Origin of the sequence: Streptomyces griseoaurantiacus, from assembly GCF_036189845.1 — a bacterium.
GTDB classification, from domain to species: Bacteria; Actinomycetota; Actinomycetes; order Streptomycetales; family Streptomycetaceae; genus Streptomyces; species Streptomyces griseoaurantiacus.
The window spans coordinates 7,273,146-7,298,857 of the sequence record NZ_CP108326.1 but is presented as its reverse complement, the minus strand read 5'-3'; the positions used below and the strand labels follow the sequence as shown (position 1 = coordinate 7,298,857).

Here is a 25,712-nt window from a genome sequence, read left to right as displayed (position 1 = left end):
CGCGGTGGGCCCGGTTCCCGGCTCGCGCCCGGGTCTTGTCAGTGGCCGGTGTCAGTATCCGGGCATGACGCAGAACACGGCATTCGACTGGCGGCGCTTCCTGCTCAGGTGGAGCGGGGAGTGGGCGGACTCCCCGCACGGGGAGACCGGGGAGGCCGGGGAGACCGACGAGGAGTCCGCCGCCCGACGGGCGCGGTGGCTCGGTTTCCCGGCCGCGTCCGAGGAGCGGATCGCCGCCATGGAGAGGCGTCTCGGCCGCCGGATGCCTCCGTCGTACCGGGAGTTCCTCGCGGTCAGCGACGGCTGGCGGCATGCGGGCGGCTTCGTGTCACTGCTGGCGGGCACGGAGCAGGCGTGCTGGCACGACAACGACTCCGGACTCGCCGAGGACTTCGAGGAGTACCTGCCAAAGGACGCCACTCCCGAGGAGCGGCGGGAGGCGGAGATCTGGCGGAGCGGGCTGCAGCTGGACGTCGAGTCGGACGCGCTCTACGTGCTCATGGACCCCGAGGACGTGGACGAGGACGGCGAGTGGGCGGTGTACACGTGGGCGGGCTGGCACGCGGCTCCCCCCACGCGGCACGCGAACTTCCGGGAGTTCATGCGCGAGATGCACCGGGAGTTCCACCGGTTGCGGGTGCCCGCCACGGACGAGGGGCAGCCGGAATTCGTCAACGACACGACGCGCGAGACGGACGCCCTGGTGGAGGAGGCCCGGCTCGACGCGCTGCGCGGCGACTGGGAGAAGGCGGTGCGGGCCCTCGACGAGGCGAAGGCGTACGGCAGACCACGGGCCGAAGGTCTGGGCGACCAGATCCGCCGCCTGCTGGGGCGCACGCACATGGTGTACTTCCGCGGCCTGGCGACGGACCCGCGGTACGCGCCCGAGCTGCTGCCGCCGCTGGTGGGCGAACTGGCGGCGCAGTCGTACCGCGACGACTCCACGCTCGAGTACGACCTGCGCGGCGGCGACGAGGAGTTGCTCTCACGTGCCTACGCGACCCTGGAGCAGGTACGGAACGGCACGTACCGGTACGCGCCGGACGGGCCGTTCGGCGAGGCGGTCGAGCGGGCGCGGGAGTCGGCGCGCTGGGGCGACACCGACGAGGCGTGGCGGACGCTGATCGGTGCCCTGCCGCTGTGGGAGCCGCTGGGACCGGACCACCTGGCGCCGCTGGCGTGGGTGGCCGACCCGCTGCTCGGCCCCCTGCTCACCCCGGAGCGCGGGCGGGAACTGCTGTCCACGCCGAGGGGTGGACAGCGGGGTGCGGTGCCGTCGCCGGCGGACGGGACGGACCCTGGCGGCCTGGCGTGGCTCGCGGAGCCGGACCCGGGCAACCAGCGCACGTCCTACCGGTTCGTCCTGGTGGAGGGCGTCCGGCCGGAGGATCTGCCAGGGCGCCTCGGCGAGGAGGGCGCCGCACTGAAGGAGCCCATGACCCTGTGGGACGCCTACCGGGCGCGGGACGACAAGGGGGAGTTCTCCTCCTACGAGGACAAGGCCTTCATGGCCGTCGGCCGGGCGGGCCCCGGCTGGAGCTTCGCCTTCGACGGGGAGCCCGCCCCGTTCCCCGGGCAGCGCTTGGTCTCCCCGGCGGGCGCCGCGAGCGGGGGCACCCGTGCGGTGGTGGTGTGGGGCGGGCTGAGAACGTGGCGCGAAAAGCCGTTCTTCCACCTGTCGGTGGCACAGGACGGCATCGAGGACTACACGTTCACCTACGAGGACGGTCAGATCCGTGCGAGCGGAGCGATACCGGAATCCCTGCGGCCGGGCCGGTTCTTCGGTGATCCGGAGAAGGACCCCGGCGCGGAGCGGGCGCTGCTGGAGGCCGTAGGTGCGGAGTTCGGCGTCCGTCTTCCGCGTCACGCCCTCACCCACGGCCGGATGCACACCTTCACCACCCGCTCGTGGACGCGTCCGCCGGGGGACGGAGAGATGTACTCCGTGGTGACCCTCAAATGGGGCTCGGCGTTCGTGGCGGACGGCAGCACGGTGGCCGGAAGCGCCGGACCCGAGGACGCCCGCCCCGTGGGCGGCTGACCCGAGGGCGGCTGACCCGAGGGCGCCCGCCCCGAGGGCGGCTGACGGCGCCGGACGCGGGCGAACACCTCGGCGTTCACCAGGGCACGGTCCCGCCCGTCCGGTCCAGGTATGCCAGGCCGGGCGTGCCCAGCCGGGAGAGCAGGACGTCGACGATCAGGGGGGTGCTCTCCTGGACGGTGTACGGCGCGTCGGGCCCGCCGAGCGCGGTGCGGATCCAGCCCGGCGCCATCAGGACGAGGGCGCGGCCGGTCCCGGACTGCCGGGCGGCGAAGCCGCGCATGAACATGTTGAGGGCGGCCTTGCTGCCCCGGTAGACCTCGCGGCCGCCCTTGGTGTTGTTCGTGATGCTGCCCTGCCCGGAGGACATCGCCCCGATGAGACCGGTGTCGGACACGAGGTCCTCCAGCGCCTCGATCACGCGCATCGGACTGAGGGCGTTGGTGACCATGATGTCGACGAAGTCGGCCGTCGGTACCGCGCCGATCGGTGTGTCCACGTTGTTGGTGGTGCCCGCGTTGACGAGGAGCAGGTCGAGGCGGCGCGGGGCGAGGCGTGCGTGCAGGGGTGGCAGGTGGGCGGGTTCGTTGATGTCGAGGTGTTCGACGGTGACGCGCCCGCCGGACCGGTCGGCGAGGTCGTGCAGGGGGGTGCGGGCGGTGGTGTCACGGACCGTGCCGACGACGTTCCATCCCCGGTCGAGGAGTTCGGCGGCGATCGCGTGGCCGAGGCCGCGCGAGGCGCCGACGACGAGTGCGGTGCGAGTGCGCGGGCTCTGCGGGTGCTCGGTGGTGGACGGCATCGGGTGTCCTGTTCGTTCGGCGGCCGGTGGTGTGCGGCCAGTTTGTGCGCGGCCACGCGGACGGCACGAGTCAGGAGGGCCGCTCTGTAGGATTCCCGCCGTGTCGCGTACCTCTGCATCGGAATCCTTCATCGTGCGGCCCGAGGACGTGCGGATCATCCGGGCCTTGCAGATCGCCCCGCGTGCTTCCTTCGCCTCGATCGCCGGTGTGCTCGGGCTGACCGAGAGCGCGGTCAACCGCCGGTACCGTCGGCTGTGTGCCGAGGGGGTCCTGCGGGTCGCGGGGGTCGTCAACCCGGGGGCGCTGGGGCAGAGCAGGTGGCTGGTGCGGCTGCGGTGCCGCCCCGGTGGCGTCGGGGCGATCGCGGAGGCCCTGGCCCGGCGCGAGGACGTCAACTGGGTGGCACTGAGCGCGGCCGGTTACGAGATCACCTGCGCGATCCAGTCACGGAGCCGGGAGCAGCGCGAGGAACTGCTCGGGCGGCGGCTGCCGCGTACGGCCGCGGTGCTCGACATCAACGCCTACGCGATGCTGCGGCAGTTCCTCGGGGGTCGCGGTCACTACTGGGCGGCCCTGCACGGGGTGCTCTCCCCCGAGCAGGAGGCCGCGCTCGGGAGTGAAGGGCCCCCGTTCGCCGAGGTCCCCGTCGTCTCCCGCGAGCCGGTGGTGCTGACCGCCGAGGACGAGCGGATCTGCGAGACGCTCGCGATGGACGGCCGGGCCAGTCTGGTGGACCTCGCGGCGGCCGCGGACTCCTCCCCGGGCCGGGTCTCGCGCCGCCTGCGCACCCTGCTGGAGCGCCGGGCCGTCCACATCGACGTCGAGATCGCGGCGGCCGCCCTCGGGTACCGCGCACGGGCGAACCTGTGGCTGCGGGTGCATCCCTCGGCGGTCAAGGAGGTCGGGCGCACCCTGGCCCGGGAACCGGAGATCGCCTTCGCGGCGGCCGTCTCCGGTCCGTACAACGTCCACGCCGTGGCGCACTGCCGGGATCTCGACGACCTCTTCGAGTTCACCTCGGACCGCGTCGGCTCCCTCGCCGGTCTGCAGAGCATGGAGGTCTCTCCCGTGCTGCGGCACCTCAAGCAGGCCGGCACGCTGCTGTCCGGCGACCGCCTGGCCGGACCCGCGCGCCCCGGCGGGTGACCTGGGGCGCGGCGGGCCGGGCGGTGCGGCCGGCCCCGGTCACCGCGTGGCGGCGCGGCGGCGGCGTCGCGGGTCGGCCAGGATCTCGGCGCCGTACCCGGTGTCCTCGGGGTTGAGGTCGGTGCCCGGGGCGACGACGCGGTCGATCCGGTCGAGCACCTCGGCGTCGAGGACGACGTCGGCGGCGGCGAGCTGGTCCCGCAGATGAGCGGCGGTGCGCGGGCCGATGATCGCGGCGGTCACCGCGGGGTGGGTGGTGACGAAGCCGAGGGCGAGCTGGATCAGTGTCAGGCCGGCCTCGGCGGCGATGCCGGCGAGTTCGGTGGCCGCGTCGAGCTTGGCCCGGTTGGCCGGTATGCCGAGGTCGTAGTGGGAGAGCGTGGTGCGGAAGGGCATGGTGCGGGTGCGGTGGCTGGAGAGCTCGGCCGCGTCGCGGTGCCAGCGGCCGGACAGCCAGCCCCCGGCGAGCGGGCTCCACGCGAGCACGCCCATCCGGTGGGCCTCGCAGGCGGGTAGGACGTCGGCCTCGATGCCACGGGCCAGGAGGGAGTACGGCGGCTGCTCGCAGACGAAGCGCTCGCGCTGCCTGCGTTCGGCGGTCCACTGCGCCCGGACGATCGCCGAGGGCGTGAAGGTCGAGGAGCCGGCGTAGCGGATCTTGCCGGCGCGGACGAGGTCGGTCAGGGCGCCCAGGGTCTCGTCGAGGTCGGTCGTGGGGTCGGGCCGGTGCACCTGGTAGAGGTCGATGTGGTCGGTGCCCAGGCGGCGCAGGCTCGCCTCGCAGGCCCGGACGATCCAGCGCCGGGAGGCTCCGCGCTCGTTGCGGCCGGGGCCCATGGGGCTGGACACCTTGGTGGCGAGGACGACCTCGTCGCGGCGTCCGGCGATCGCCCTGCCGACGAGGACCTCCGACTCGCCGCCCGAGTACACGTCGGCGGTGTCGATGATGTTGACGCCCGCGTCGAGCGCCGTGCGGACGATGTCGGCCACGTCCTCGTGGTCGGCGTTCCCCCAGGTCCCGAACATCATCGCGCCCAGACACAGCGAGCTGACCTGGACGCCGGTGCTTCCCAGCGTGCGGTACTGCATGTCGTGCACCTTCCTGGTGGCTGCGGTGGTACGGGGCGGCCGGTGGCCGCTGCTATCGTCCACCCAAGCGGAGCCGACTCCGCTTGTAGACCGCCACAGTAAGCGGAGTCGACTCCGCTTATCAAGCAGGAGGGGAGAGACCCCGCATGCCCGAGCCATCCGCCCGGCCCGTACGGGCCGACGCGCGGGCCAACGAGGACAAGCTGCTCGCCGCCGCCGCGGCCGCCTTCGCCCGGGACGGTGCCGCCGCGACCCTCAAGGGGATCGCCAAGGACGCCGGGGTCGGGATCGGCACGCTGTACCGGCGCTTTCCCACCCGTGAGCAGCTCGTCGACGCGACCTACCGCTACGAGACGGCCCGGCTGGCCGCCGGGGCCCGTGACCTGCTCGCCGGGCTGCCCGCCGACCGGGCCCTGCGGACCTGGATGTCGCAGGTGCTGGACTACCTCGTCACCAAGCACGGCATGGCCGAGACCCTCAGGACCCTCCTGCGGGAGGACGCGGAGCTGGGCTCGCTGACCCGTGAACAGTTGACGGGCGCGATCGAGGAGTTCCGCCGGGCGGGCATCGCCCAGGAGGTCCTCCGGGAGGACGTGCCCTCCTCCGACATCCTCATGGCCCTGGCGGGCGCCACCCTCGTCACCGGCACCCCCGAACAGCGCGCGCAGGCCGAGCGCCTGCTCGACCTGCTGATGGACGGTCTCGTCCGCGCGCACCGCCCACGCGACGGCCGGTAGCCCCCGGTGCGGTCCCCGGCACCGGGTCCGGAGGACCGCGCCCGGTCCCCGGCCCGGTTCCCGGGTCACCGTCGCGGGCCCCGGGTCACCGGCGCGGGCCGGCGAGCGCGTAGGCCGTGGTGCCCGCCACTGTGAGGGCCGCGGCCGTCCAGGTGGCCGCCACGGTGCCCGTGGGCATCAGCATCCACGAGGCGATCCGGGTCGGGGTGCCGGTCGCGGGCGGGGCGAAGAGGGTGAACGCGAGCCAGGTGAACGGCAGGGTCCAGGCGTACTGCCCGCCCCAGAGCGCGGCGCCCAGCGCGGCCAGTCCCATCAGGCCCGCGGCGTCCCGGACGGCGAACGCGGCCGTGGCCGGGGCGCCGGCCAGGAGGCGCAGGGCCGGCGGCAGCACACCGACGACCGCGCCGGCGAGGAGGACATGGGCGCCCCTGCGGGGCACCCAGCGCAGCGCGGCCGTCCGGTCCAGCGCGAGGTCCTGGCCGCCGAGTCCGGCGGAGGCCGCCATCGCCCCCGTGGCGAGGACGAGCAGGAGCGGCTTCGGGTCCTCGGCACCCCCGGCGAGGGCGGCGAGCGCGCTCACCAGGAGCACGGCGAGCGAGGCGGGCACCTGGCGCGAGCGTGCGTACAGCGTCAGCCACCTCACCGGCCGGCACCCCCCTTGAGCGCGTCGAAGGGATCGCCCTCGCAGGAGAACGCGGCGGCGCGCATGGCCTCGATCCGGGAGAGCTGCTCGTCCCGGGGCAGTGCCCGGAGCTTCCTCCACACCGGGCGGGCCTCGGCGTCGATATCGTGGCGCAGGCCCTCGGAGCCGGTGCCGGGGAACGTCACGGGGCGGCCGAGCACCCAGTCCAGCGCGGCCGCCTGCGCGAACTGGTCCCCACCGAAGCCGCTCCAGCCCACGGGGGTGCACTCGGGCGCCATGCCCTGGGCGACGAGGGCCCGGGTCAGGTCCTTCCCCTTCGTCCCGCTGAAGAGGTCCTCGTCGAAACCGAACAGCACCGTCTTCCGGGACCGGGGCGGGGTGGTGCCCGAGAGCTGGACGGAGGTGTTCTCCCGCACGGCCGCGGGCGCGTCCTCTCCCAGGGCGCGGTGCAGCAGGCGCAGGGCCTCCTTGCCGGGGCCGGCTACCTCGGCGAGCCGCTCCCGGTGCAGCCGGGCCACACAGACCGGGCCGTCGCACACCGGGGCGACCGCTCCCTCGTCGGCCACGTACATGCGCTGCGGGTCGGCGGGGAGGACGAGGAGGGCGAGGACGGCCCCCGCCAGGGCGGGGGTCACCGCGAGGAGGCGGGTGCGCGGGGCGGCCGCGATCAGCAGGGCGAAGCCGGTCGCGGTCAGGCCCAACAGCCAGAGCGTCTGCCCGAGATGCACCGAGCCGGAGAGCGTGACGAAGGCATTGCGCACCTCCTCCACCGCCGGCGACAGCAGGGAGACTCGGTTGGGCTCGGAGGTGGGGAAACCGTCCGGCCCGGTGGTCTCCGTGCGGCCCGGAGAGGCGTTCATCAGGACGGTCAACGCGAAGGCCGCCATGCCCAGCACGGGCGGCGTGAGCACGGAGGGCAGCGCCCGTCCCACGCCCATGCCGAGCACGGCCCCCGCGACCAGGGACAGCGCCCCCACCAGCGAGATCGGCAGCCATCCGAGGTGCGTGTAGTCGGTGTGGGCGACCACCTGCACCCCGCCCACGAGGACGAGGAGCGCGAAGGCGCAGGTCAGTGCGAGCGCACTCGCACCGGCCGGCGCCGCCGCGCGCTGCCAGGCGGGCCTCGGGATGCTGCTGAGCAGTTCGGGCATCCGGGAGCGGTGGTCGCGCAGCCCTTGCAGCGCGCCGAGGCCCACGGTGATCGGCCACAGGTAGAACAGCAGGCCGCGGAGCCACAGGGCGAGGGAGGTCCACTGGGCGGTCCACGCCGTGCCGCCGTGCCGCCAGGAACCGTCGATCAGATACAGGAAGGCGAGCGCGCCCGTGAGGACGACCGCTCCGGCCCAGGGGGCGGTGGAGCGCCGCAGCTCGGTGCGCAGGACGGGGACGTTCACCACGCTCCCCCGTCCCGGCCGGGGCCCTGCAGCAGCGCCGAGTAGCCGCGTTCGAGCGGGCTGTCGCCCACGTGCTCGGGGCCGCCCGCCGCGGCCAGTTCCTTCGGGGTGCCCCGGAAGACCAGCCGGCCCTCGGCGAGGAGCACCACATGGGTGCAGGCGGCGCCCACGTCCTCCACCAGGTGGGTGGAGACGACGACGCAGGTGTCGGTGCCCAGTTCCTGCAGCAGTTCGCGGAAGCGCAGCCGCTGCGCGGGGTCCAGACCGACCGTCGGCTCGTCGAGCAGCAGGACCGCCGGGTCGTTGACGAGTGCTTGGGCGATGCCGACCCGGCGCACCATGCCGCCGGACAGGGTCTTCATCCGTGTGTCGGCGCGGTCGGCGAGACCCACGCGCTCGACGGCGCGCTGCACGGCCGCCGGGATGTCCCGCTTGGGTACCTCCTTCAGCCACGCCATGTACTCGACGAACTCGCGCACGGTGAAGCGCTTGTAGTAGCCGAACTCCTGCGGCAGGTAGCCGATCCGGCGGCGCAGCGCACGGTACTCGCCTCCGCCGCCCACGGGCTCGCCGAGCAGTTCCAGGGTGCCCCCGGCGGGGCGCAGCACGGTGGCCAGGGCTCGGATGAGGGTGGTCTTGCCGGCCCCGTTGGGGCCGAGCAGGCCGTGCACTCCGGTGCCGAGAGAGAGGTCGAGGCCGTCGACCGCCATGCGTTTCCGGCCGGCCCTGACCTTCAGGCCGGTGGCCCTGATCTGCCAGGCGTACGCCGTCGGCGCGAGGTCGGCCGCGCTCACTGCGGGCGTCATGCGGGGTCCCTTCTTGTCGTCATCTGCTTCATCTGCTTCGTCTGTTTCGTCTTCTTCGTCTTCTTCGTCAGCGGGGTCCCCGGAGTCGCCGGTTCACCGGTGACTCCGGGGAACCGGTTCACCGGGGGGCGTGCGTCACCGGTGGGCGCCCAGGACGGCGTACGCGCCCCTGCGGGCGAGCACGACGCCGGTGGCGAGGGCGAGGACCAGGGCCCACACGGGCAGGGCGCCCTCCCGCAGGACGGCGGTCGTCCGGCCCGCCGCCGCGGTGGGGGCCGCGATCACGGCCGCCCACACCGCCACCAGTGACACGGCGGCGCGGGTGACGCCGACGACGCCGCCGAGTGCCAGGGCCGAGGACGTGAAGGCCAGGCAGGGCAGCAGCCACTGCCAGGCCGTCACTCCCGTCACCCACCCGCAGACGAGCAGGGCGGGCAGGACCACGGCGAGCACGGCCGTGGTACGCCGCAGCACCAGGTACAGTCCCGCCCTCGGTGCGGAGGCGGTCAGTTCGTACGCGGGGTCAAGGCCGCGCGACCAGGAGGCGGCGACGCCGAGCACGGGCAGGACGGGCGCCAGCAGCAGGACGAACGGTGTCTCCCCGGTACCGGTGCCCAGCAGGTCCAGGAGCAGCGCGAGCAGGGTGACGCCGGCCGTCATGGCGAGCCAGGGCGCCATGACGGGGGTCGTCCACCGCGACAGCCGTGCGGAGGGGCGCCTGCGGTGGGGCATCACGGGGGTGCCGGCGAGCCGCTCCTCGAGGCCGGACCACACGGTGGCGACGAGTGCCGTGACGTCCGGGGCGCCGGCGGTCACCTCGGCCGACAACCGGTCACGGCAGTCCCGGCACTCCTCCAGATGCGCCTCCAGGGCCCACACCTCGTCCTCGGCGAGGCCGTCCGCAGCGCCGCGCGCGTAGGCCGCGAGGAACGGCGACGACGCGTGTGCCCCGTGCGGGCCGCCCCCGCCCCGACCTCTTCTTCCCGTGCCGCTCATGTCAGTGCCCTCCGCATCTCGAGCCGGGCCCGGCGGGCGCGGGTCTTGACGGTTCCCTCGGGGAGTCCGAGCAGGACGGCCGTCTCCCGGACGGTCATGCCGTCGAGGACCATGGCCTGCAGCACCTGCCGGAGTTCCGGCGCGAGGCCCCGCAGCGCGTCGCCGACGTCCCCGCCGACGGTCGCCGCGAGCGCCTCCTCCTCGGCCGCGGGCGCCACCGCGTGCGGGGCGGCCGCGGGCGGGGGTTCGGCGTGGTGGGCGCGGCGCCGGAACGCGTCGACCAGGCGGCGCGCCGCGATCGTCCACAGCCAGCCGACGGCGGTGCCCCCGGCCGCGCTCCCCGCGAACGCGCCCGCCGCGCGCCACACGGCGAGGTACGTCTCCTGCATGACCTCGGCGACGATCTGCTCGTCGGCGCACCGCCGGCGCAGCCGTACGGCCAGCGACGGCGCGGTACGCCGGTACAGCTCCTCGAACGCGGCCCGGTCGCCGCGGGCCACGCGCTTGACGAGGTGCTCCTCGTCCAGCTCGCGCGGTGCCCTTCTCCCTGCTCTCACACCCTCTAGACGCGGGGCACGGACGCGAGGTTTTCCTTTCGGAGTGACGCCGGTCACAGTGGGCGGCGGGGCGGCGTGCGCGGTCGGCTAGGCTACGGGCAGAGGTGGATCCCCCGTCGACCACAGGAAGCGACCGTGCCCGACACCGCAGTGCGACGGCCCCTGCGCGCCGATGCCCGGCGCAACCACCAGCGCATTCTCGACGCCGCCCAGCAGGCCTTCGCCGTCCACGGGGCCGGCGCCTCGCTGGAGGAGATCGCCCGCCGGGCCGGCGTCGGCTCGGCCACCCTGCACCGGCACTTCCCCTCCCGGCGCTCCCTGCTGGAGGCCGTCTTCCGCGACCGTGTCGAGGCGCTCTGCGCCAAGGCGCGGCAGTACGCGCGGGACAGCGAGCCCGGCACCGCGCTGTTCTCCTGGCTGCGGGACTTCAACGCCTACGCGGCCACCTGCCGGGGCCTGGCCGCCTCGCTCGCGCACGAGGAGCGGGAGCCCGCACGGGTGCGGCAGGACGAGGGCTGCACCGTGATGATCACCTCCGCGGCGGGTGAACTGCTGCGCCGGGCACAGCGGTCGGGTGCGGCCCGCGACGGCCTCCGCGTGGACGACCTGCTGGCCCTCGTCGGCGCCATCTCGCTGGCCACCGAGCACCGGGGCGACGAGGAACAGGCGCGCCGCCTCCTGGACATCGCGATCGACGGTGTACGCGTGCCTTGACCCTCACACGGTGTCAGGCGGTCGACTCGGAGACATCATGTTCACCATCGGAGACTTCGCCCGGCACGGCCGTGTCTCGGTCCGGATGCTGCGTCACTACGACGCGACCGGTCTGTTGCGCCCGGCCCATGTCGACCCCGCGAGCGGCTACCGCCACTACACCGCCGCCCAACTCGCCCGCCTCAACCGGATCATCGCGCTGAAGGACCTCGGCTTCACCCTCCGGCAGGTCCGGGACATCGTGGACGAGAAGGTCGGTGCCGAGGAACTGCGCGGCATGCTGCGTCTGCGGCGGGCCGAGCTGGAGACCGCCGTGTCCGCCGCGCGGGCCCGGCTCGTCCAGGTCGAGGCGAGGCTCCGAGCGATCGAGAGTGAGGGGCACATGCCCACGAACGATGTCGTTCTCAAGGAGGTCCCCGCCCTTCGGGTGGCGGAACTGACCTCGACCGCCGCGGGCTTCGGACCCGCGGACATAGGACCCGTCATCACCCCGCTGTACGAGGAGCTGTTCCGGCGCCTGGAGGCGGCGGGTGTCACGCCCACGGGCCCGGGGGTGGCCTACTACGAGGACGCCCCGGACGGCGAGGGGAGGATCACGGTCCACGCCGCCGTCCAGGTCTCCGCCCCGCTCCAGGACGGCGAGTTCCGGGTCCTCGACCTGCCGCCGCTGGACAAGGCGGCGACCATCGTGCACCGCGGCTCGATGGACGACGTCCTGTCCACCGCGCAGGTCCTGGCCCGCTGGACCGACGCCCACGGCTACCGGCCGACGGGCTACCCCCGGGAGATCAGCCTGGAGTGCCCGCCGGAGCGCGAGGCCTGGGTGACGGAGCTGCAGGCACCGGTGACCCGGGCCTGACCCGCTCGCGTCCGAGCCCCGATTCCTCCCGGATTCCCACGTGTTCGGGCCGGTGGGTCGGGGCCCGTGGCGTGTGCGGCACTGTTTCGGGAGGCGGTGGCGGTGTCTAGGATGCGGGAGTCATCGCAGCGTCGCGAGTGGCGGAGGGCGCGTGCAGATGACCCGCACCCGTCCGCTCACGTCGGAAGGCACCCCCATGCGTCCGTTCCCTGCCCGCGTGCCGCACCCCACCCCCTCCCGCACCCGACGCGTCGGGGCCGCCCTGGTCCTGGCGGTGGCCTCCTCCCTGCTCGCCACGTCCGCGACGACCGCGGCCACCTCCGCCGGGACGGCCCCCGCCCGGCACACCGGGAAGCAGGGCTGGTTCACCTCCTGGGCCACCTCCCAGCAGCGCCTCTCCCCCACCCCCCTGCGCGAGCAGTCCCTACGGATGATCACCCACCTCAGCCAGGGCGGCGACGCGGTCCGCGTCCGCATCCAGAACACCTTCGGGGACACCCCCCTCACCGTGGACGCGGCCACGGTGGCGCCCAGCACCGGCAAGAGCGCCGCTACGGAGGGCACTCCGCGTGCCCTCACCTTCGGGGGCCGGCACGGCGTCGTCGTGCCGGCCCACGGCGAGGTGTGGAGCGACGGCACCCGGCTGCGGACCGAGGCGCAGGGCGACGTCGCGGTGTCGCTGTCCGTGTCCGGCTCGGCACCGGCGGGCCGGCACGACAGTGCCTTCCGCACCAACTACCTGAGCCCGGCCGGCTCCGGGGACCACACCGCCGAGGCGAGCGGTGCCGCCTTCACGGAGAAGACGGAGTCCACCCTCCTGGTGAGCGCCGTCGACGTGCACAACCCCCGGCTGAGGGGCAGCCTCGTCGCCTTCGGCAGTTCGGTCGTGGACGGCACCGGTTCGACCAACTGCGGTGCGGGGTGCGAGCGTCCGGGCGAGAACCTGCGCTGGACGGACGACCTGGCCCGGCGGATCACGGCCGAACTCCCCGCCGGGCGGCGGTTCGCCCTCGCCAACGCCGGCATCGGCGGCACCACCAGCGCGGCGACCTGCCCGCGCACCGGCGACTCCCTGCGCGGCCTGGACGCGGTCTCCCGGCTCGAGCGCGACGTCCTGGCCCTGCACGGGGTCACCGGCGTCCTCTACTACTACGGCACCAACGACCTCGCGGACGGCTGCGGGGCCGAGCAGATCCTGGCCAGTTACCGGGAGGTCTTCCAGCGGCTGCGCGCGGCCGGGATCAAGGTGTACGTCACGCCCATCACCCCCCGGCCGGGCTACTCCGACCAGAACAACCGCGACCGGCACACCGTGGGCACGTTCGTCGCCAAGTGGAACGACTGCGGCGGCACCTGCGACGGCGTCCTGCCCTTCGACCGGGTGCTGGCGGACCCGGTGAAGCCGAACAGCATCGCCCCGGCGTACGACACCGGTGACGGGATCCACGCGAACATCGCGGGCCAGCAGGCCCTGGCCGACATCGTCTCGCTCCCGATGCTCGCGTCCTCGGCCCGTCACTGAGCGCCGGTGGGCGGGCGGCGGCACACGCGCCGCCCGCCCGCCTCCCTCATTCCGCGGGCGTCCCGCCCGGCTCCCTGGTCTCCAGCCGGGCCGGTGCGGCGGCGCCGCCGGAGAGCGCCTCGCGTGCCGCCGCCCAGGCCGTGTCGTCGACGCCGAGGGCGTGCCGCAGATAGGCCCAGGTCACCCGCTGGAGCAGAGCGACGTGCTCCGGGTTCTCGTCCGTGGTCTCGCGCGCCTCGTAGCCGGGTATCCCGCCCAGCGAGTGCTCGGCACCGAACAGTGTGAGCAGACTCTTGTCGCCCGGGCTCAGGGTGTAGGCGTCGGTCATCCACTCCGGGCCCCGGCGGGACAGCGGGGAGTCGTCCCGGTCGCCGACGACGACGAGGGCCGGTGTCCTCATGCGGGCGAAGTCCGGGTTGAGGAAGGGGAAGGTCTCCGCCGCGTACGGGGTCAGGTCGGCACCGCCCCGCCCGGCCGTGGCGAGCAGGACGCCGGCGGTGATCCGCGCGTCGGACAGGTCGTCCTCCTCCCGTCCGGTGACCGGGTCGAGGACGCGGAGTCCGAGGAGGTTGCCGACGGTCTGGCCGCCGAAGGAGTGCCCGGCCGCGGCGACACGGGTGCGGTCCGGACGGCCGCCGAGACCGGGGACGGCCGCCTCCAGCACGTCGAGGTGGTCGAGGACACGCTTCATGTCCTCGACGCGGAACCGCCACAGGCGCGGGGTGCGGGGATCGTCCTGGGGCAGGCCGACGGTGCGGGAGTCGAGGTGGGTGGGCTGGATCACCACGAAGCCGTGGGCGGCCCAGAAGTCGGCCAGGGGCCCGTAGCCCTCCAGTGAGGAGCCGTGGCCGTGCGAGAGGAGGACGACCGGGAGCCCGCTTCCGGCGGCCGGCGCGGAGATCCGCACCCGCAGATCCGTCCCCCGGCCGGGCGAGTCGAGTGTCACCGGCTTGACCGAGACGACGGGGGCGGCGGGCGTGAGATGCGCGTCGAGGGCCGACACAGCGGATACAGCGGAGAGGGCGGACGTGTTCATGCCGGTGGTGGTCACAGGGGTTCTCCGTCGAGAGGCGTACGAGAGACGTGAGGGGAAGCCGCCGGACGGGGCGGGGCCCCGCCCGTTCCACCCCGAGGGGGTGTGCTCGGCGGGGACTACGCTAAAAGCTCACGTCGGCGTCAGGAGCAAGCACGGGCGCCGGTCCGGGCCGGAGGAATCGATGCGCATCGGCGAACTCGCCGCTCTCACCGGCGTCAGTGTCAGGGCGCTGCGGTACTACGAGGAGCAGGGGCTGCTCGACCCGTGGCGCGGCCCGAACGGCCGGCGGCAGTACCCGCAGGACGCGGTCGACCGTGTCCGCCTGATCCGGCGGCTGTACGCGGCGGGCCTGTCCAGCCGGACGATCAGGGAGCTGCTGCCGCGCGCGGCGAACGGCGAGGCCACGCCGGAGCTGCTGGAGCGGCTCTCGGCCGAACGGCGGCGCCTCGACGGGCAGATCGGCGATCTCGTGCACGCCAGGGGCGAACTGGACGAGGTGATCACCCTCGCCACCGAGAGCCGGCGAACGGGCCGGCCCTGCCCACGCCCCTGACCGGCCCGACCGGGCCACTCCTCTACCAGCCGTCTGCTACCAGCCGGGCGGCCTCGCGCTGCCCATCACCCGGTCGACGGCGACCTCGATCACCACCCGCTCCGGATTCGGCCGCGGGGTCCGGTAACGCTCGGCGTACCGGCGTACGGCCTCCGCGACCGACTCGGCGTCGTCACGGACGACGGCCGTCCCCTCCAGGGTGCACCAGCGGCCGCCGTCCACCTGGCTGAGGGCGACCCGCGCGCGGGGGCCGGCGGCGCGCACGTTGCGGACCTTCCGGCTGCGTCCGCTGCTGATGACCCGTGCGATCCGCGCCTCGGGATCGTAGGTGACGCCGACCGGCACCTGGTGCGGTGTTCCGTCGGGGCGCAGGGTGACGAGGAAGCAGAGGTGGCGCTCCCGCCAGAACGCCTCGTCGGTCGCGGACGGGATGTCGGCAGGCACGTGGTCTCCTCGTACGGGCGGCACGGCGGGGGTGTGGCACACCGTACCCGCACATCGTACGGAGTGTGCCGGGCTCCCCCGGGCGCGTCCCGGGGAGCCCGGCGTTCGCGTTCGCCCAGGGGCCTGAACGGCCCCCGCCGCGCACACCCGCGGGTCCAGGAGGAGCCCGTCGGCAGTCGACGGCTGGTCCCATGACGGAGCAGAACGGGCACGGGGCCCATGGCCGCGCCCCCGCACGACACCGCGTACGCGTGTCCCCTTCCCGGCCCGGTTCGCACGAGTTTCCCGGCCTGGTTCACAGGCGTTCCCCGGCCTCGTTAGCACGCGTGCGGCGGCGGCGTTCCCTCACTCCCGGACGGACCGGCGGCGGGCCGGCCGGGGCCTCGGCGGCGGACCGGCCCGTACGAGGCGTGCGGGGCCCGCCGCGTCCCTTAAAGTGACCAGGATCCATACCGGCGAACAGACCTGTGAGGTGAACGCCAGCCATGCCGGCCGAAACGTTTGAGTTCCAGGTAGAGGCCCGTCAGCTGCTCCAGCTGATGATCCACTCGGTCTACTCGAACAAGGACGTCTTCCTGCGCGAACTCGTCTCGAACGCCTCCGACGCACTGGACAAGCTGCGTCTGGAGGCCCTGCGTGACGACTCCCTCGGCGCCGACACCAGCGATCTGCACATCGAGATCGAGACCGACCCGGAGGCCCGCACGCTCACCGTGCGGGACAACGGCATCGGAATGTCGTACGACGAGGTCGGACGGCTCATCGGCACCATCGCCAACTCGGGGACCGCCGAGTTCCTGCGGGAGCTGCGCGAGGCCAAGGAGAAGGAGACCGGCGGTGAGACGGACGGCACCGAGGGGCTCATCGGGCAGTTCGGCGTCGGCTTCTACTCGGGCTTCATGGTCGCCGACGAGATGACCGTGGTGACCCGCCGGGCCGGCGAGTCGCAGGGTACGCGCTGGAGTTCGCGCGGCGAGGGCACGTACAGCCTGGAGAAGGTGGACGAGGCTCCGCAGGGAACCGCCGTCACCCTGCACCTGAAGCCGGCCGACCCCGAGGACCAGCTCCACGACTACACCTCCCCGTACACGATCCGCGAGATCGTCAAGCGGTACTCCGACTTCATCACCTGGCCCATCCGCATGGCCGGGGAGAAGACGCCCGGGGACGGCGAGGGGGACGACGGGGCCGAGCCCGCGCCCGAGACGCTGAACTCCATGAAGGCCCTGTGGGCGCGGCCGCGTGACGAGGTGTCCGAGGACGAGTACCACGAGCTGTACAAGCACATCGGGCACGACTGGCGTCCCCCGCTGGAGACCATCCGGTTCCAGGCGGAGGGCACGTTCGAGTACCAGGCGCTGCTGTTCCTCCCCGAGCACGCCCCGCACGACCTGTTCACGCGCGGCTACCGGCACGGACTGCAGCTGTACGTGAAGCGCGTCCTGATCATGGACGACTGCGAGGCGCTGCTGCCGTCCTTCCTGCGGTTCGTCAAGGGCGTCGTGGACGCGCAGGACCTCTCGCTCAACGTCTCGCGGGAGATCCTGCAGCAGGACCGGCACATCCGCATGATCCAGCGGCGGCTCACCAAGAAGGTGCTGTCCTCGCTGAAGGACATGAAGAACCGTGAGCCGGAGCGGTTCGCCACGTTCTGGCGGGAGTTCGGCACGGCGGTGAAGGAGGGCCTGGTCACCGACCCCGACAGCCGGGACGCGATCCTCGCCGTCACCACCCTCGCCAGCACGCACGGCGAGGAGCCGACCACCCTCCACGAGTACGTGGAGCGGATGAGGGACGGCCAGGACGCCATTTACTACATGACCGGCGAGTCTCGGCAGAGCATCGAGAGCTCCCCGCACATGGAGGCGCTGCGCGCCCGCGACATCGAGGTGCTGCTGCTCACCGATCCCGTCGACGAGGTGTGGGTCGACACCGTCGGCGAGTTCGAGGGCAGGAAGCTGCGCTCCGTCGCCAAGGGCGAGGTCGAGGCCGTCCCGGACGAGAAGGGCGAGGAGGAGCGCGAGAAGCAGGGCGAGGAGTACGCGGACCTGCTCGGCTGGATGAAGGAGCGGCTGAGCGAGGAGGTCAAGGACGTCCGGCTGTCCTCGCGGCTCACCACTTCCCCGGCGTGTGTCGTCTCCGACACGGACGACCTGTCGCCCGCGCTGGAGAACATGTACCGCGCGATGGGCCAGGAGGTGCCGAAGGCGAAGCGCATCCTCGAACTCAACGCCGGCCACCCCCTGGTGAGCGCGCTGAACCGGGCGTACGGGGAGCGTGAGGACCGCAGCGGTCTGGTGGAGACCGCCGAGCTGCTCCACACCCTGGCCGTGCTCGCCGAGGGCGGTCGTCCGGAGGAGCCAGGACGGTTCGTCAGGACGGTGGCCGACCGTCTCGCGGCCACGCTCTGATCCTATGGGAGGACGGGTGAGCGGGCGGGGCTACCCGGGCGGGTAGCCGCGAGGCCGGGCCGGTGGCGCGGGAGCGTGCGGACAGCACGGACGCGTGCCGGTGGCGCGGGGGCGTGCGGGTGGCGCGGGGGCGTGCGGGTGGCGCGGGGGCGTGCGGCGGTGCGTGCGGGTATCCGTATCGCACCCCGCACTTCCCCCGCACTCCGCCGCACTTCAGGAGGTACAGCGCGATGAGCAGCCGACCGGTTCCGCCCCCGCCCGCCGGGCCCCTCCCCCGGCCCGAGCGCTCGCTGGCGGTGTGCGCGCTGCTCGGGGCCGCGGCGATGGCCGCCGTCGACGAGATCGGGTTCCACCAGCTCCTGCACTGGCACCACTTCTACGACCGCTCCACCTCCGGCGTCGGACTGCTGTCCGACGGGCTGCTGCACACCGCCGAGCTGCTCGGGCTGGTCGCCGGGTTCTTCCTCTTCGCCGACCTGCGGCGCCGCCGCGCCCTCGCTCCCGCCCACGCCTGGGCCGGGCTGTTCCTGGGCCTGGGCGGCTTCCAGCTGTTCGACGGGATCGTCGACCACAAGCTGCTGCGGGTGCACCAGATCCGTTACGGCGTCGACGTGACCGGCTACGACTGGGCGTGGAACGGCGCCGGAGCCGCGCTGTTCCTCCTCGGTGCCGCCCTCGCCGTCCGCGCCCGCGGGCGCGCGCCGGGCGGGCGGGCGGTGGTGTGATCTCCGCCCACACGCCTGGCGGCGGACACGGCACGGGCCTCTTCGGGGCCGTGCTCGTCCTCGGCGCCGCGCTCTCCGCCGCCGGCTACCTCGCGGCCGCGGCGCGGTTGCGCCGACGGGGTGACGGCTGGCCGCGCCACCGGGACGCCCTGTTCGCCGCGGGCTGCGCCGCCCTGGCCGGCGCGGCGGCCGGAACCCCGCCGGGCGGGCCCTTCACCGTGCACATGATCCGCCACCTCGTGTTCGCCATGGCCGTTCCGCCCGTGCTGGCCGCAGCCCGCCCGGTCACCCTCGTCCTGCGCACCCTGCCGGCCGGGCCCCCGCGGCGGGCGCTGCGGGCGGTGCTGGGCTCCCGCCCCGCGGCCCTGCTGCTGTTCCCACCGATGGCGGCGGCACTGGACGTGGGCGGTCTCTGGCTGCTGTACCGCACGCCCCTGCTCTCCCGCTCCGCCGGCCGGCCCCTGCTCGACGCGGCCGTGCACCTCCACGTCCTGGTCTCCGGACTGCTCCTCGCCTTCGCCGTCTGCTCCCTCGAACCGGTCCGCCACCGGTGGAGCCTCGCCTGGCGGGGCGGCGCCCTGCTCGCCGCCGGGGCGGCCCACGCCGTACTCGCCAGGACGCTCTACGCCACTCCCCCGCCCGGCACCGCCTTCGCGACGGCCGACCTGCGGCGCGGCGCCCAGTGGATGTACTACGGCGGCGATCTCGCCGAGCTCGCGCTCGCCTCGCTCCTGGCCGCCGACTGGTACGCGCGGACCGGCCGCGCCCGGCGCCGGGCCGCCCGGCGGGAGACGGCCTTCCCCGGCGCGAGCGCGCCCCGGGAAGGCGTCCGGACCGGCCGTGTCGCGGGCCGACGGGTTGTGCCGGGTTGTTCCGCTCTTTTCCGGCTACTCGCCTCCCATGACCAACAGCGCATTCCCGCGCCGGGCAGGCGCGAAGATGAGCCGGGCACTGCCCGACGCCAAGGGCCCCGGCCGCGTTCTGGCGGCCACGGACCGGATCGAACGGTTCACCGGGGCCGACCGGCTGCTCGCACAGGTGCAGCAGGCGGTCCGGGCGCTGCCCCTGGGGCGGGCCCGTGACGCCCTGCACGGGCGGTGGCTGGGCCATCCCGTGCACCCCCTGCTGGTGCAGGTCCCGGTGGGCAGCTGGCTGTCGGCCGCCGTGCTCGACCTGTTTCCCGGCCAGCGCCGGGCGGCACGCACCCTGATCGCCACCGGGCTCGGTGCCGCCCTCCCCGCGGCCCTCGCGGGCTGGGTCGACTGGGCCGAGCTGCACCGCGAGCAGATGCGCGTGGGCCTGGTGCACGCGGCCGCGAACGTCGCGGGGATCGGCCTCTACGCGGGCTCGCTCACCGCACGCCTCCGCGGCCGTGAGGCGCTGGGCCGCACGCTCGGCCTGGCCGGTCTCGGGGCGGTGGGGGTGGGCGGCGCGCTGGGCGGGCACCTCGCCTACCGCCAGGCCTCCGGCGCCAACCACGCCGAGCACGTGCCCCATCTGGTCCGGCCCGGCTGGCATCCGCTGGCCGAGCTGGACGACCTGCCGCTGGGCCGGCCCGTGCGGCGCGACATCGACGACATCGCCGTCGTCGCGGTGCGCGCGGAGGACGACACCGTGTGGGTCCTGGCCGAGCGGTGCAGCCACATGGCCGGACCGCTGTCCGAGGGGACCGTGGAGGACGGATGCCTGCGCTGCCCGTGGCACGGGAGCCTCTTCCGGCTCAGCGACGGCTGGAACGTGGAGGGCCCCGCCACCGCGCCCCAGCCCGCCTTCGAGACCCGGGTCGTGGACGGCCGGGTCGAGGCCCGGCTGCGACTGGAGCCGACCGACCGCGCCTGACCGCACCCCTGAAACGGGCCGCACCGAGGTGCCGAGGTGCCGACGTACTGACGTACTGACGTACCGATGTACCGACATTTCTCCGTGGCCCCACAGCGCCCTACCGACATGAGGAGCAGACACCATGAAGACCCTCCGCCGCGACCCGCTCGTGCGCGGCCTTGGCCTCGCCAGCGCGGCCCTGGGCGTCCCCCAGGTGGCCAGGCCCGCCGACGTGGCCCGGGGCATCGGCGTGACCGCCGGCCCCCGGCAGCGCACGGCCACCCTCGCCGTCGGCGTCCGCGAACTGGCGGCGGCGGGCGGGCTGCTGGCCCGTCCGCACCCCGTCTGGCTGTGGGGCAGGGTCGGCGGCGACATCGTGGACCTGACCCTCCTGACCCGCGCCCTGCGCCGCCACGACGGGCGGGGCCTCGGCCGGACGGCGCTCGCCACGGCCGCGGTCGCCGCGCTGACCGCCGTGGACGTCTACGCGGCCGTCACCCGCACCGGCAGGGGGTCGGAGACGACGCTGACGGCCACGACGACCGTGAGCACCTCCCCCGAGGAGACCTACGCCTTCTGGCGGCGCCTGGAGGGGCTCCCCACGTTCATGGCGCACCTGGAGGAGGTGCGCCGGACCGGGGAGAGCACCAGTCACTGGCGGGCGAGTGCCCCCTTCGGCCGGACGGTGGAATGGGACGCCGAGGTCACCGAGGATGTGCCCGGCAGCCTGCTGGTCTGGCGTTCGCTGGACGGCGCCGACGTCGACAACGGCGGCGAGGTGCGCTTCTCCCCCGCCCCCGGCGGAAGCGGCACGGAGGTGCGCGTGACCCTGCGCTACGCGGTGCCCGCCGGCGCGCTGGGCCGCGCGGTCGCCCGCTACTTCGGCGAGGAACCCTCACAGCAGCTCGACGACGACCTGCGGCGCTTCAAACAGGCCGTGGAGACGGGGGAGGTCGTCCGTTCCAAGGGCGCCCCCGCGGGCAAGCGGGCCCGCGGCGAGTTCCCCCAGCACCCCGCCCGCCCCCTCACCCCCAAGGAACTGAAGGAGACGCTGTCGTGAAGGCCACCTGCTGGATGGGCCCCGACTCGGTGTCCGTGGAGGACGTCCCGGACCCGTCGATCCTCAACGGCCGGGACGCCGTCGTGCGGATCACCTCCACCGCGATCTGCGGTTCCGACCTGCACCTCGTGGACGGGTACGTGCCCGGCATGCAGAAGGGGGACATCCTCGGCCACGAGTTCATGGGCGAGGTCGTCGAGGTGGGTGCCGGGGTCGACCGTTCGAAGATACGGGTCGGGGACCGGGTCGTGGTGCCGTTCCCCATCGCCTGCGGGGCCTGTGCCGCCTGCCGGGCACGCCTGTACTCGTGCTGCGAGAACAGCAACCCCAACGCCGGGATGGCCGAGAAGATGTTCGGTCACCCCACCGCCGGCATCTACGGCTACTCCCATCTCACGGGTGGTTTCGCGGGCGGTCAGGCCGAGTACGCGCGGGTGCCCTTCGCCGACGTCAACCCGCTGGTGGTGGAGTCCGACCTGGACGACGAGCAGGTGCTCTTCCTGTCGGACGTGCTGCCCACCGGATACATGGCGGCGGAGATGTGCGACATCGGGGACGGTGATGTCGTCGCGGTGTGGGGCGCGGGCGCGGTGGGTCAGTTCGCCATGGACAGCGCGCGCATGCTGGGCGCGGCGAAGGTGATCGCGATCGACAGGGAGCCGTACCGGCTGGAGATGGCGGCGGCGCAGGGGTACGAGACCATCGACTTCGAGGACACGGACGTCCGTTCCGCCCTGCTGGACATGACCGGCGGGCGCGGTCCCGACAAGTGCATCGACGCGGTCGGTCTCGAGGCCACGCACGGCGCCCCGCACGTCGCGCTCTACGACCGGGCGAAGCAGGCGGTCCGCGCCGAGACCGACCGGCCGCACGCGCTGCGGCAGGCGATCACGTCCTGCCGCAGCGGTGGTGTGGTGTCCGTCGTGGGTGTCTACGGCGGATTCGTCGACAAGTTCCCCGTGGGTTCGTGGATGAACCGCTCGCTGACGCTGCGGGCAGGCCAGTGCCACGTGCAGCGGTACATGAAGCCGCTGCTGGAGCGGATCGAGCGCGGGGAGATCGATCCCACCAGGATCATCACCCACCGGATGCCGCTGTCCGAGGCACCGGCGGGCTACGAGCTGTTCAAGCACAAGCGGGAGGACTGCGAGAAGATCGTCCTGAGCACCCGCTGACCCGCCCGGTTCCGCAGGCAGCCCCACGCCCGCCCGGCCATCCGCCCGCCCGCTCAGGGAAGGCTCGCCTAGGGGCGGCTCCCGCCCGGGCGGGCGAGTGCGAGTGCGATGGGCGCCGGACGCCGGGCCGGTTCCGGCGGGACCGCCGCCGGGACGCGCTCCAGGACGCCACCCGCGAAGACGTCGTACAGCGGCAGTGTCTCCAGGTGCACATAGCCGATGTGGCAGTCGCAGACGGCGAGTGGGCAGGGGCGGGGCCGCAGGGCGGCGCGGTAGGAACCGTCGTAGAGGTTGCCGAGTTCGGCGGGCACGAAATGGCAGCGGCGGACGGTGCCCTCGCCGTCGACGGAGATCACCGACTCGCCGGTGCGGCAGGGCAGTCCGGCGCTCGCGTGCGGGTGGCGGCTGTAGGGGAAGAGCGGGTCCAGGGCCGTCCACACCTCGGCCTCCGCGTCGGTGTAGGTGTGGCCCTCGGCCGCGTTGATCCACAGGTAGACGTGCTCGGGCAGTTCGGTCCTGAGCCTGCGGGCCGCCTCCAGGTGCTCGGGCAGGCCGACGATGCCGACGCTGAACCGCACGCCGCGCTCGGCCAGTTCGCGGCACTTGCCGAGGAAGCGGTCGTAGGGGGTCTGGCCCGGGTGGTACGTGCACCACAGGGCGAGGGTGTCGGGTTCGGCCTCGGCCAGCCAGTCGGTGCGGCAGCTGAGGTTGGTCTGGATGGCGACGCGGCGGATGTGCGGCAGGTGCGACAGCTCCGCGAGGGTGCGCCGGTACCAGGAACGGACCAGCCCCTCCCCCCACGGGGTGAACAGCAGGGACAGGCGGTCGTCCGTCTGCCCGGCGGCCCAGTGCGCGAAGCGTTCCAGGGCGGCCCGGTCGGCGCGGAGTTGCTCGGTGGAGTCGCGGCGCTTGGCGAACGGGCAGTAGGGGCAGTCGTAGTCGCAGGAGGCGAGCGGCCCCCGGTACAGGACGGTCAGGTCCATGGGCGGCCGGTCACTTCCTCTCGTAGGCGGCCATGGCGGCGCGCACGGCCGGGGAGAACAGCAGCGGCCCGACGGCGTCGGAGTGGGCCAGCCCTTCCGGGGTGAGGCGCAGCCGGCCGTCGGCGGCCGCCAGCCAGCCGCGGTCGGCGAGCACGTCCAGTGCGCTGCCGAAGTCCTCGGCGGGTGCCTGTCCGAACCGGGCCTGGTAGTCGCTCTCCGCGAGTCCCTCCGCCTGGAGCAGGGACTGCAGCAGGTGCCGGCGGCGGGCCTCGTCGGCGTCCATCCGGTGGCCGACCTCGGCGCGGGTGAAGTCCTCGGTGGCGACGTAGTCGTCGATGATGCCGCGGATGGCGTGCATTCCGACGGCGTAGTCGAAGGAGTAGTGCAGGGCCGAGGTGTAGGAGCGGGCGCCGCAGCCCAGGCCGATCATGCCGTCGGTCTGGCAGGCGTAGTCGTCGGCGCCCTGCGGCGGGGCGTCCGCGCGGCGGAACATCCGCATGGACTGCTGGGTGTAGCCGCGGGCGAGCAGGTGGTCGCGGCCGGCGCGGTACAGGCGCAGCCGCTGGGCGTCCCAGGCCGGGTCGCGGGCGGGTCCGGAGGCGGCACGGTGACGGTCGAGGCCGGTGAGGGGGCGGACGTAGAGCGGGTAGAGGTACAGCTCCTCGGGGGCCCAGGCGAGGGCGGCGTCCAGGGAGTGGAGCCAGGTCTCCTCGGTCTGGCCGTCGATGCCGTAGATCAGGTCGATGTTGAGCACCGGTATGCGGGCCTCGCGGATCCGGGCGAGCGCCGCCTCGACGTCGGCGCGCCGCTGGGGGCGTACGGCGGCGCGGGCCTCGGCCTCGACGAAGCTCTGCACGCCGAGGCTGAGCCGGGTGGCGCCCCGGTCGGCGAGGACGGCGAGCCGGTCGGCGGTGGCCGTGGCGGGGGACGCCTCGACGGAGAGCGGGATCGCGTCCAGTCGGGCGCCCATGCGCGACTCTGCGATGTCGCACAGTCGTTCCAGTTCGGGCGCGGTCAGGAAGGTGGGTGTCCCGCCGCCGAACGCGGCGGTGGCGAACCGGATGTCCTCGCCCTCACCGAGGGCCTCGCGCACCGCGCTCGCCTGCCGTTCGAGTGCGTCCAGGTAGGCGCCGGTGAGCCCTTCGGGGGCGCCGATGCGGGTGAAGAGGTTGCAGAAGCCGCAGCGCACCTCGCAGAAGGGGATGTGCAGGTAGAGGGAGAGGGCGCTCTTGTCCTCCGCCGCCCAGAGGGAGGTCAGGGTGGGCCGCTCGGGCAGCCGTCGGTAGGCGCTCTTGTGGGGGTAGGCGTAGACGTAGTGCTGGTAGGGGCCGGCCGCCTCGGCGGCGGAGGGTGTGGTCGCCGTGGTGGCGGGGGCTGTGGTCATCGGTGGGCCTCGGCGGGTTCGAGGAAGAAGTGGGCGTAGGGGACGGTCCACACGCACTCGTGGCCGAGGCGGTGACCGGTGTAGCCGTCGTCGCCGTAGGCGGTGCCGTGGTCGGAGCAGACGATGGCGAAGCAGCGGCGGCGGGATGCGGCGGCCGCGAACAGGCGGCCGATGTGCCGGTCGACGTACTCCAGGGCGGCGGCGTGGGTCTGCCGGGTGTCTCCGGCCTCCCGCGTGGCGCCGGGCAGATGGAACCAGTTGGGCTGGTGCAGCGCGGAGACGTTGACGAAGAGGAACAGCCGCTGCTCGGCCGGGAGTCCGGCGATCACTTGTTCCGCCCGGTCGATCTGGTGCTCGAAGGAGTGGGGCGAGGTGACGCCGAACTCCGGTTCCCAGTGCGACTCCTGGAAGAGACCGGGGAGGACGGAGCCGAGCGGGCCCTGTCCGTTGAAGAAGCCGACGCCGCCGATGCACACCGTGCGGAAGCCCTGCCCGGCCAGTCCGGAGACGAGGTCGGGGGTGTCGTAGACGAAGGTGCCGGGCGCGGTGCTCTCGCTGCCGGCGAAGCTCGCCGCGAACAGGCGCGGGTGCGGGCCGGGTCCGGCCGGGGTGGGCAGGAAGCCCGCGAAGATGGCCTGGTGGGAGGCGTAGGTGAAGCTGCCGGGCGCGTGCCGCTCCTCCCATCGGCCGTCGGGGAGGTGACGGGCGAGGTTCGGCAACCGGCCCTGTTCGGCCAGTTCGACGGCCACGTCGTGGCGCAGGGTGTCGAGGGTGACCAGCAGGATGTCGTGATCGCCGACGATCGCGTTCATG

At 73.8% G+C, this 25,712-nt stretch carries 25 protein-coding genes; 13 read left to right on the top strand and 12 right to left on the bottom strand.

The window, feature by feature from the left end:
* Positions 1–64: 64 nt before the first annotated feature.
* Positions 65–2,041, top strand: coding sequence for an SMI1/KNR4 family protein (locus OHB09_RS32060; protein WP_328922942.1), 1,977 nt, complete (start codon positions 65–67; stop codon positions 2,039–2,041).
* 76 nt (positions 2,042–2,117) lie between these two features.
* Here OHB09_RS32060 and OHB09_RS32055 read toward each other — a convergent pair whose 3' ends face one another.
* Complete coding sequence (locus OHB09_RS32055) at positions 2,118–2,843, bottom strand: SDR family NAD(P)-dependent oxidoreductase (protein ID WP_093594998.1); 726 nt, start codon at positions 2,841–2,843, stop codon at positions 2,118–2,120.
* A gap of 100 nt (positions 2,844–2,943) precedes the next feature.
* Between OHB09_RS32055 and OHB09_RS32050 the strand changes: the two genes are divergently transcribed.
* Positions 2,944–3,990 carry an Lrp/AsnC family transcriptional regulator gene (locus tag OHB09_RS32050; protein ID WP_234525866.1) on the top strand — a complete coding sequence of 349 codons (1,047 nt, stop codon included), beginning with the start codon at positions 2,944–2,946 and terminating at the stop codon, positions 3,988–3,990.
* A gap of 39 nt (positions 3,991–4,029) precedes the next feature.
* On the opposite strand, the gene OHB09_RS32045 is transcribed toward OHB09_RS32050, so the two are convergent.
* Positions 4,030–5,079, bottom strand: a complete 1,050-nt coding sequence (locus OHB09_RS32045; protein WP_328922941.1) for an aldo/keto reductase — start codon at positions 5,077–5,079, stop codon at positions 4,030–4,032.
* Between the two features lie 146 nt (positions 5,080–5,225).
* Between OHB09_RS32045 and OHB09_RS32040 the strand changes: the two genes are divergently transcribed.
* Positions 5,226–5,816 (top strand): TetR/AcrR family transcriptional regulator, encoded by a 591-nt coding sequence (locus OHB09_RS32040; RefSeq protein WP_191853741.1) that lies wholly within the window; start codon positions 5,226–5,228, stop codon positions 5,814–5,816.
* A gap of 85 nt (positions 5,817–5,901) precedes the next feature.
* On the opposite strand, the gene OHB09_RS32035 is transcribed toward OHB09_RS32040, so the two are convergent.
* The 5 genes from OHB09_RS32035 to OHB09_RS32015 form a co-directional block, all read right to left on the bottom strand.
* Complete coding sequence (locus tag OHB09_RS32035; RefSeq protein ID WP_191891287.1) at positions 5,902–6,459, bottom strand: hypothetical protein; 558 nt, start codon at positions 6,457–6,459, stop codon at positions 5,902–5,904.
* Complete coding sequence (locus OHB09_RS32030; protein WP_328922940.1) at positions 6,456–7,853, bottom strand: hypothetical protein; 1,398 nt, start codon at positions 7,851–7,853, stop codon at positions 6,456–6,458. Before OHB09_RS32030 ends, OHB09_RS32035 begins: the two co-directional genes overlap by 4 nt.
* Complete coding sequence (locus OHB09_RS32025; RefSeq protein WP_040895142.1) at positions 7,850–8,659, bottom strand: ABC transporter ATP-binding protein; 810 nt, start codon at positions 8,657–8,659, stop codon at positions 7,850–7,852. The genes OHB09_RS32030 and OHB09_RS32025 overlap by 4 nt, the downstream gene beginning before the upstream one ends.
* Positions 8,660–8,794: 135 nt before the next feature.
* Positions 8,795–9,655 (bottom strand): zf-HC2 domain-containing protein, encoded by an 861-nt coding sequence (locus tag OHB09_RS32020; RefSeq protein ID WP_093594977.1) that lies wholly within the window; start codon positions 9,653–9,655, stop codon positions 8,795–8,797.
* Positions 9,652–10,212 (bottom strand): RNA polymerase sigma factor, encoded by a 561-nt coding sequence (locus OHB09_RS32015; protein WP_006140214.1) that lies wholly within the window; start codon positions 10,210–10,212, stop codon positions 9,652–9,654. The genes OHB09_RS32020 and OHB09_RS32015 overlap by 4 nt, the downstream gene beginning before the upstream one ends.
* 135 nt (positions 10,213–10,347) lie before the next feature.
* Here OHB09_RS32015 and OHB09_RS32010 point away from each other — a divergent pair, with 135 nt between their 5' ends.
* The 3 genes from OHB09_RS32010 (at position 10,348) to OHB09_RS32000 (ending at position 13,307) form a co-directional block, all read left to right on the top strand.
* Positions 10,348–10,926, top strand: coding sequence for a TetR/AcrR family transcriptional regulator (locus tag OHB09_RS32010; protein ID WP_319118490.1), 579 nt, complete (start codon positions 10,348–10,350; stop codon positions 10,924–10,926).
* 37 nt (positions 10,927–10,963) lie between these two features.
* Positions 10,964–11,785: a MerR family transcriptional regulator gene (locus tag OHB09_RS32005; RefSeq protein WP_040895139.1), complete on the top strand. Its 822-nt coding sequence runs from the start codon at positions 10,964–10,966 to the stop codon at positions 11,783–11,785.
* 217 nt (positions 11,786–12,002) lie between these two features.
* Positions 12,003–13,307: a GDSL-type esterase/lipase family protein gene (locus tag OHB09_RS32000; RefSeq protein WP_309486418.1), complete on the top strand. Its 1,305-nt coding sequence runs from the start codon at positions 12,003–12,005 to the stop codon at positions 13,305–13,307.
* A 46-nt stretch (positions 13,308–13,353) separates the two neighbouring features.
* On the opposite strand, the gene OHB09_RS31995 is transcribed toward OHB09_RS32000, so the two are convergent.
* Positions 13,354–14,358: an alpha/beta hydrolase family protein gene (locus OHB09_RS31995; RefSeq protein WP_309486417.1), complete on the bottom strand. Its 1,005-nt coding sequence runs from the start codon at positions 14,356–14,358 to the stop codon at positions 13,354–13,356.
* 166 nt (positions 14,359–14,524) lie between these two features.
* Between OHB09_RS31995 and OHB09_RS31990 the strand changes: the two genes are divergently transcribed.
* Positions 14,525–14,896 carry a MerR family transcriptional regulator gene (locus OHB09_RS31990; protein WP_006140209.1) on the top strand — a complete coding sequence of 124 codons (372 nt, stop codon included), beginning with the start codon at positions 14,525–14,527 and terminating at the stop codon, positions 14,894–14,896.
* 36 nt (positions 14,897–14,932) lie between these two features.
* Here the strand turns inward: OHB09_RS31990 and OHB09_RS31985 are convergent, their stop codons facing one another.
* Positions 14,933–15,340: a pyridoxamine 5'-phosphate oxidase family protein gene (locus tag OHB09_RS31985; protein WP_006140208.1), complete on the bottom strand. Its 408-nt coding sequence runs from the start codon at positions 15,338–15,340 to the stop codon at positions 14,933–14,935.
* 485 nt (positions 15,341–15,825) lie between these two features.
* On the opposite strand from OHB09_RS31985, the gene htpG reads away from it, so the two are divergent.
* From htpG to OHB09_RS31955, 6 genes are all read left to right on the top strand, one after another.
* Positions 15,826–17,751 (top strand): molecular chaperone HtpG, encoded by a 1,926-nt coding sequence (gene htpG, locus OHB09_RS31980; RefSeq protein WP_234525855.1) that lies wholly within the window; start codon positions 15,826–15,828, stop codon positions 17,749–17,751.
* 230 nt (positions 17,752–17,981) lie between these two features.
* On the top strand, positions 17,982–18,476 hold the full coding sequence (locus OHB09_RS31975; RefSeq protein WP_328922939.1) for a DUF2243 domain-containing protein: 495 nt from the start codon (positions 17,982–17,984) through the stop codon (positions 18,474–18,476).
* Positions 18,473–19,558, top strand: coding sequence for a cytochrome c oxidase assembly protein (locus tag OHB09_RS31970; protein WP_328922938.1), 1,086 nt, complete (start codon positions 18,473–18,475; stop codon positions 19,556–19,558). The genes OHB09_RS31975 and OHB09_RS31970 overlap by 4 nt, the downstream gene beginning before the upstream one ends.
* Positions 19,515–20,315: a Rieske 2Fe-2S domain-containing protein gene (locus OHB09_RS31965; RefSeq protein WP_234528379.1), complete on the top strand. Its 801-nt coding sequence runs from the start codon at positions 19,515–19,517 to the stop codon at positions 20,313–20,315. The genes OHB09_RS31970 and OHB09_RS31965 overlap by 44 nt, the downstream gene beginning before the upstream one ends.
* A gap of 124 nt (positions 20,316–20,439) precedes the next feature.
* Positions 20,440–21,357: an SRPBCC family protein gene (locus OHB09_RS31960; protein WP_328922937.1), complete on the top strand. Its 918-nt coding sequence runs from the start codon at positions 20,440–20,442 to the stop codon at positions 21,355–21,357.
* Positions 21,354–22,532: a zinc-dependent alcohol dehydrogenase gene (locus OHB09_RS31955; RefSeq protein WP_234528381.1), complete on the top strand. Its 1,179-nt coding sequence runs from the start codon at positions 21,354–21,356 to the stop codon at positions 22,530–22,532. Before OHB09_RS31960 ends, OHB09_RS31955 begins: the two co-directional genes overlap by 4 nt.
* Before the next feature lie 68 nt (positions 22,533–22,600).
* On the opposite strand, the gene OHB09_RS31950 is transcribed toward OHB09_RS31955, so the two are convergent.
* From OHB09_RS31950 to OHB09_RS31940, 3 genes are read right to left on the bottom strand one after another with little or no spacing between them, the layout of a single operon-like run.
* Positions 22,601–23,515, bottom strand: a complete 915-nt coding sequence (locus tag OHB09_RS31950) for an STM4011 family radical SAM protein (protein ID WP_191891278.1) — start codon at positions 23,513–23,515, stop codon at positions 22,601–22,603.
* 10 nt (positions 23,516–23,525) lie between these two features.
* Positions 23,526–24,899 carry an STM4012 family radical SAM protein gene (locus OHB09_RS31945; protein ID WP_328922936.1) on the bottom strand — a complete coding sequence of 458 codons (1,374 nt, stop codon included), beginning with the start codon at positions 24,897–24,899 and terminating at the stop codon, positions 23,526–23,528.
* Positions 24,896–25,711 (bottom strand): STM4013/SEN3800 family hydrolase, encoded by an 816-nt coding sequence (locus tag OHB09_RS31940; protein WP_328918141.1) that lies wholly within the window; start codon positions 25,709–25,711, stop codon positions 24,896–24,898. The genes OHB09_RS31945 and OHB09_RS31940 overlap by 4 nt, the downstream gene beginning before the upstream one ends.
* Position 25,712 lies beyond the last annotated feature (1 nt).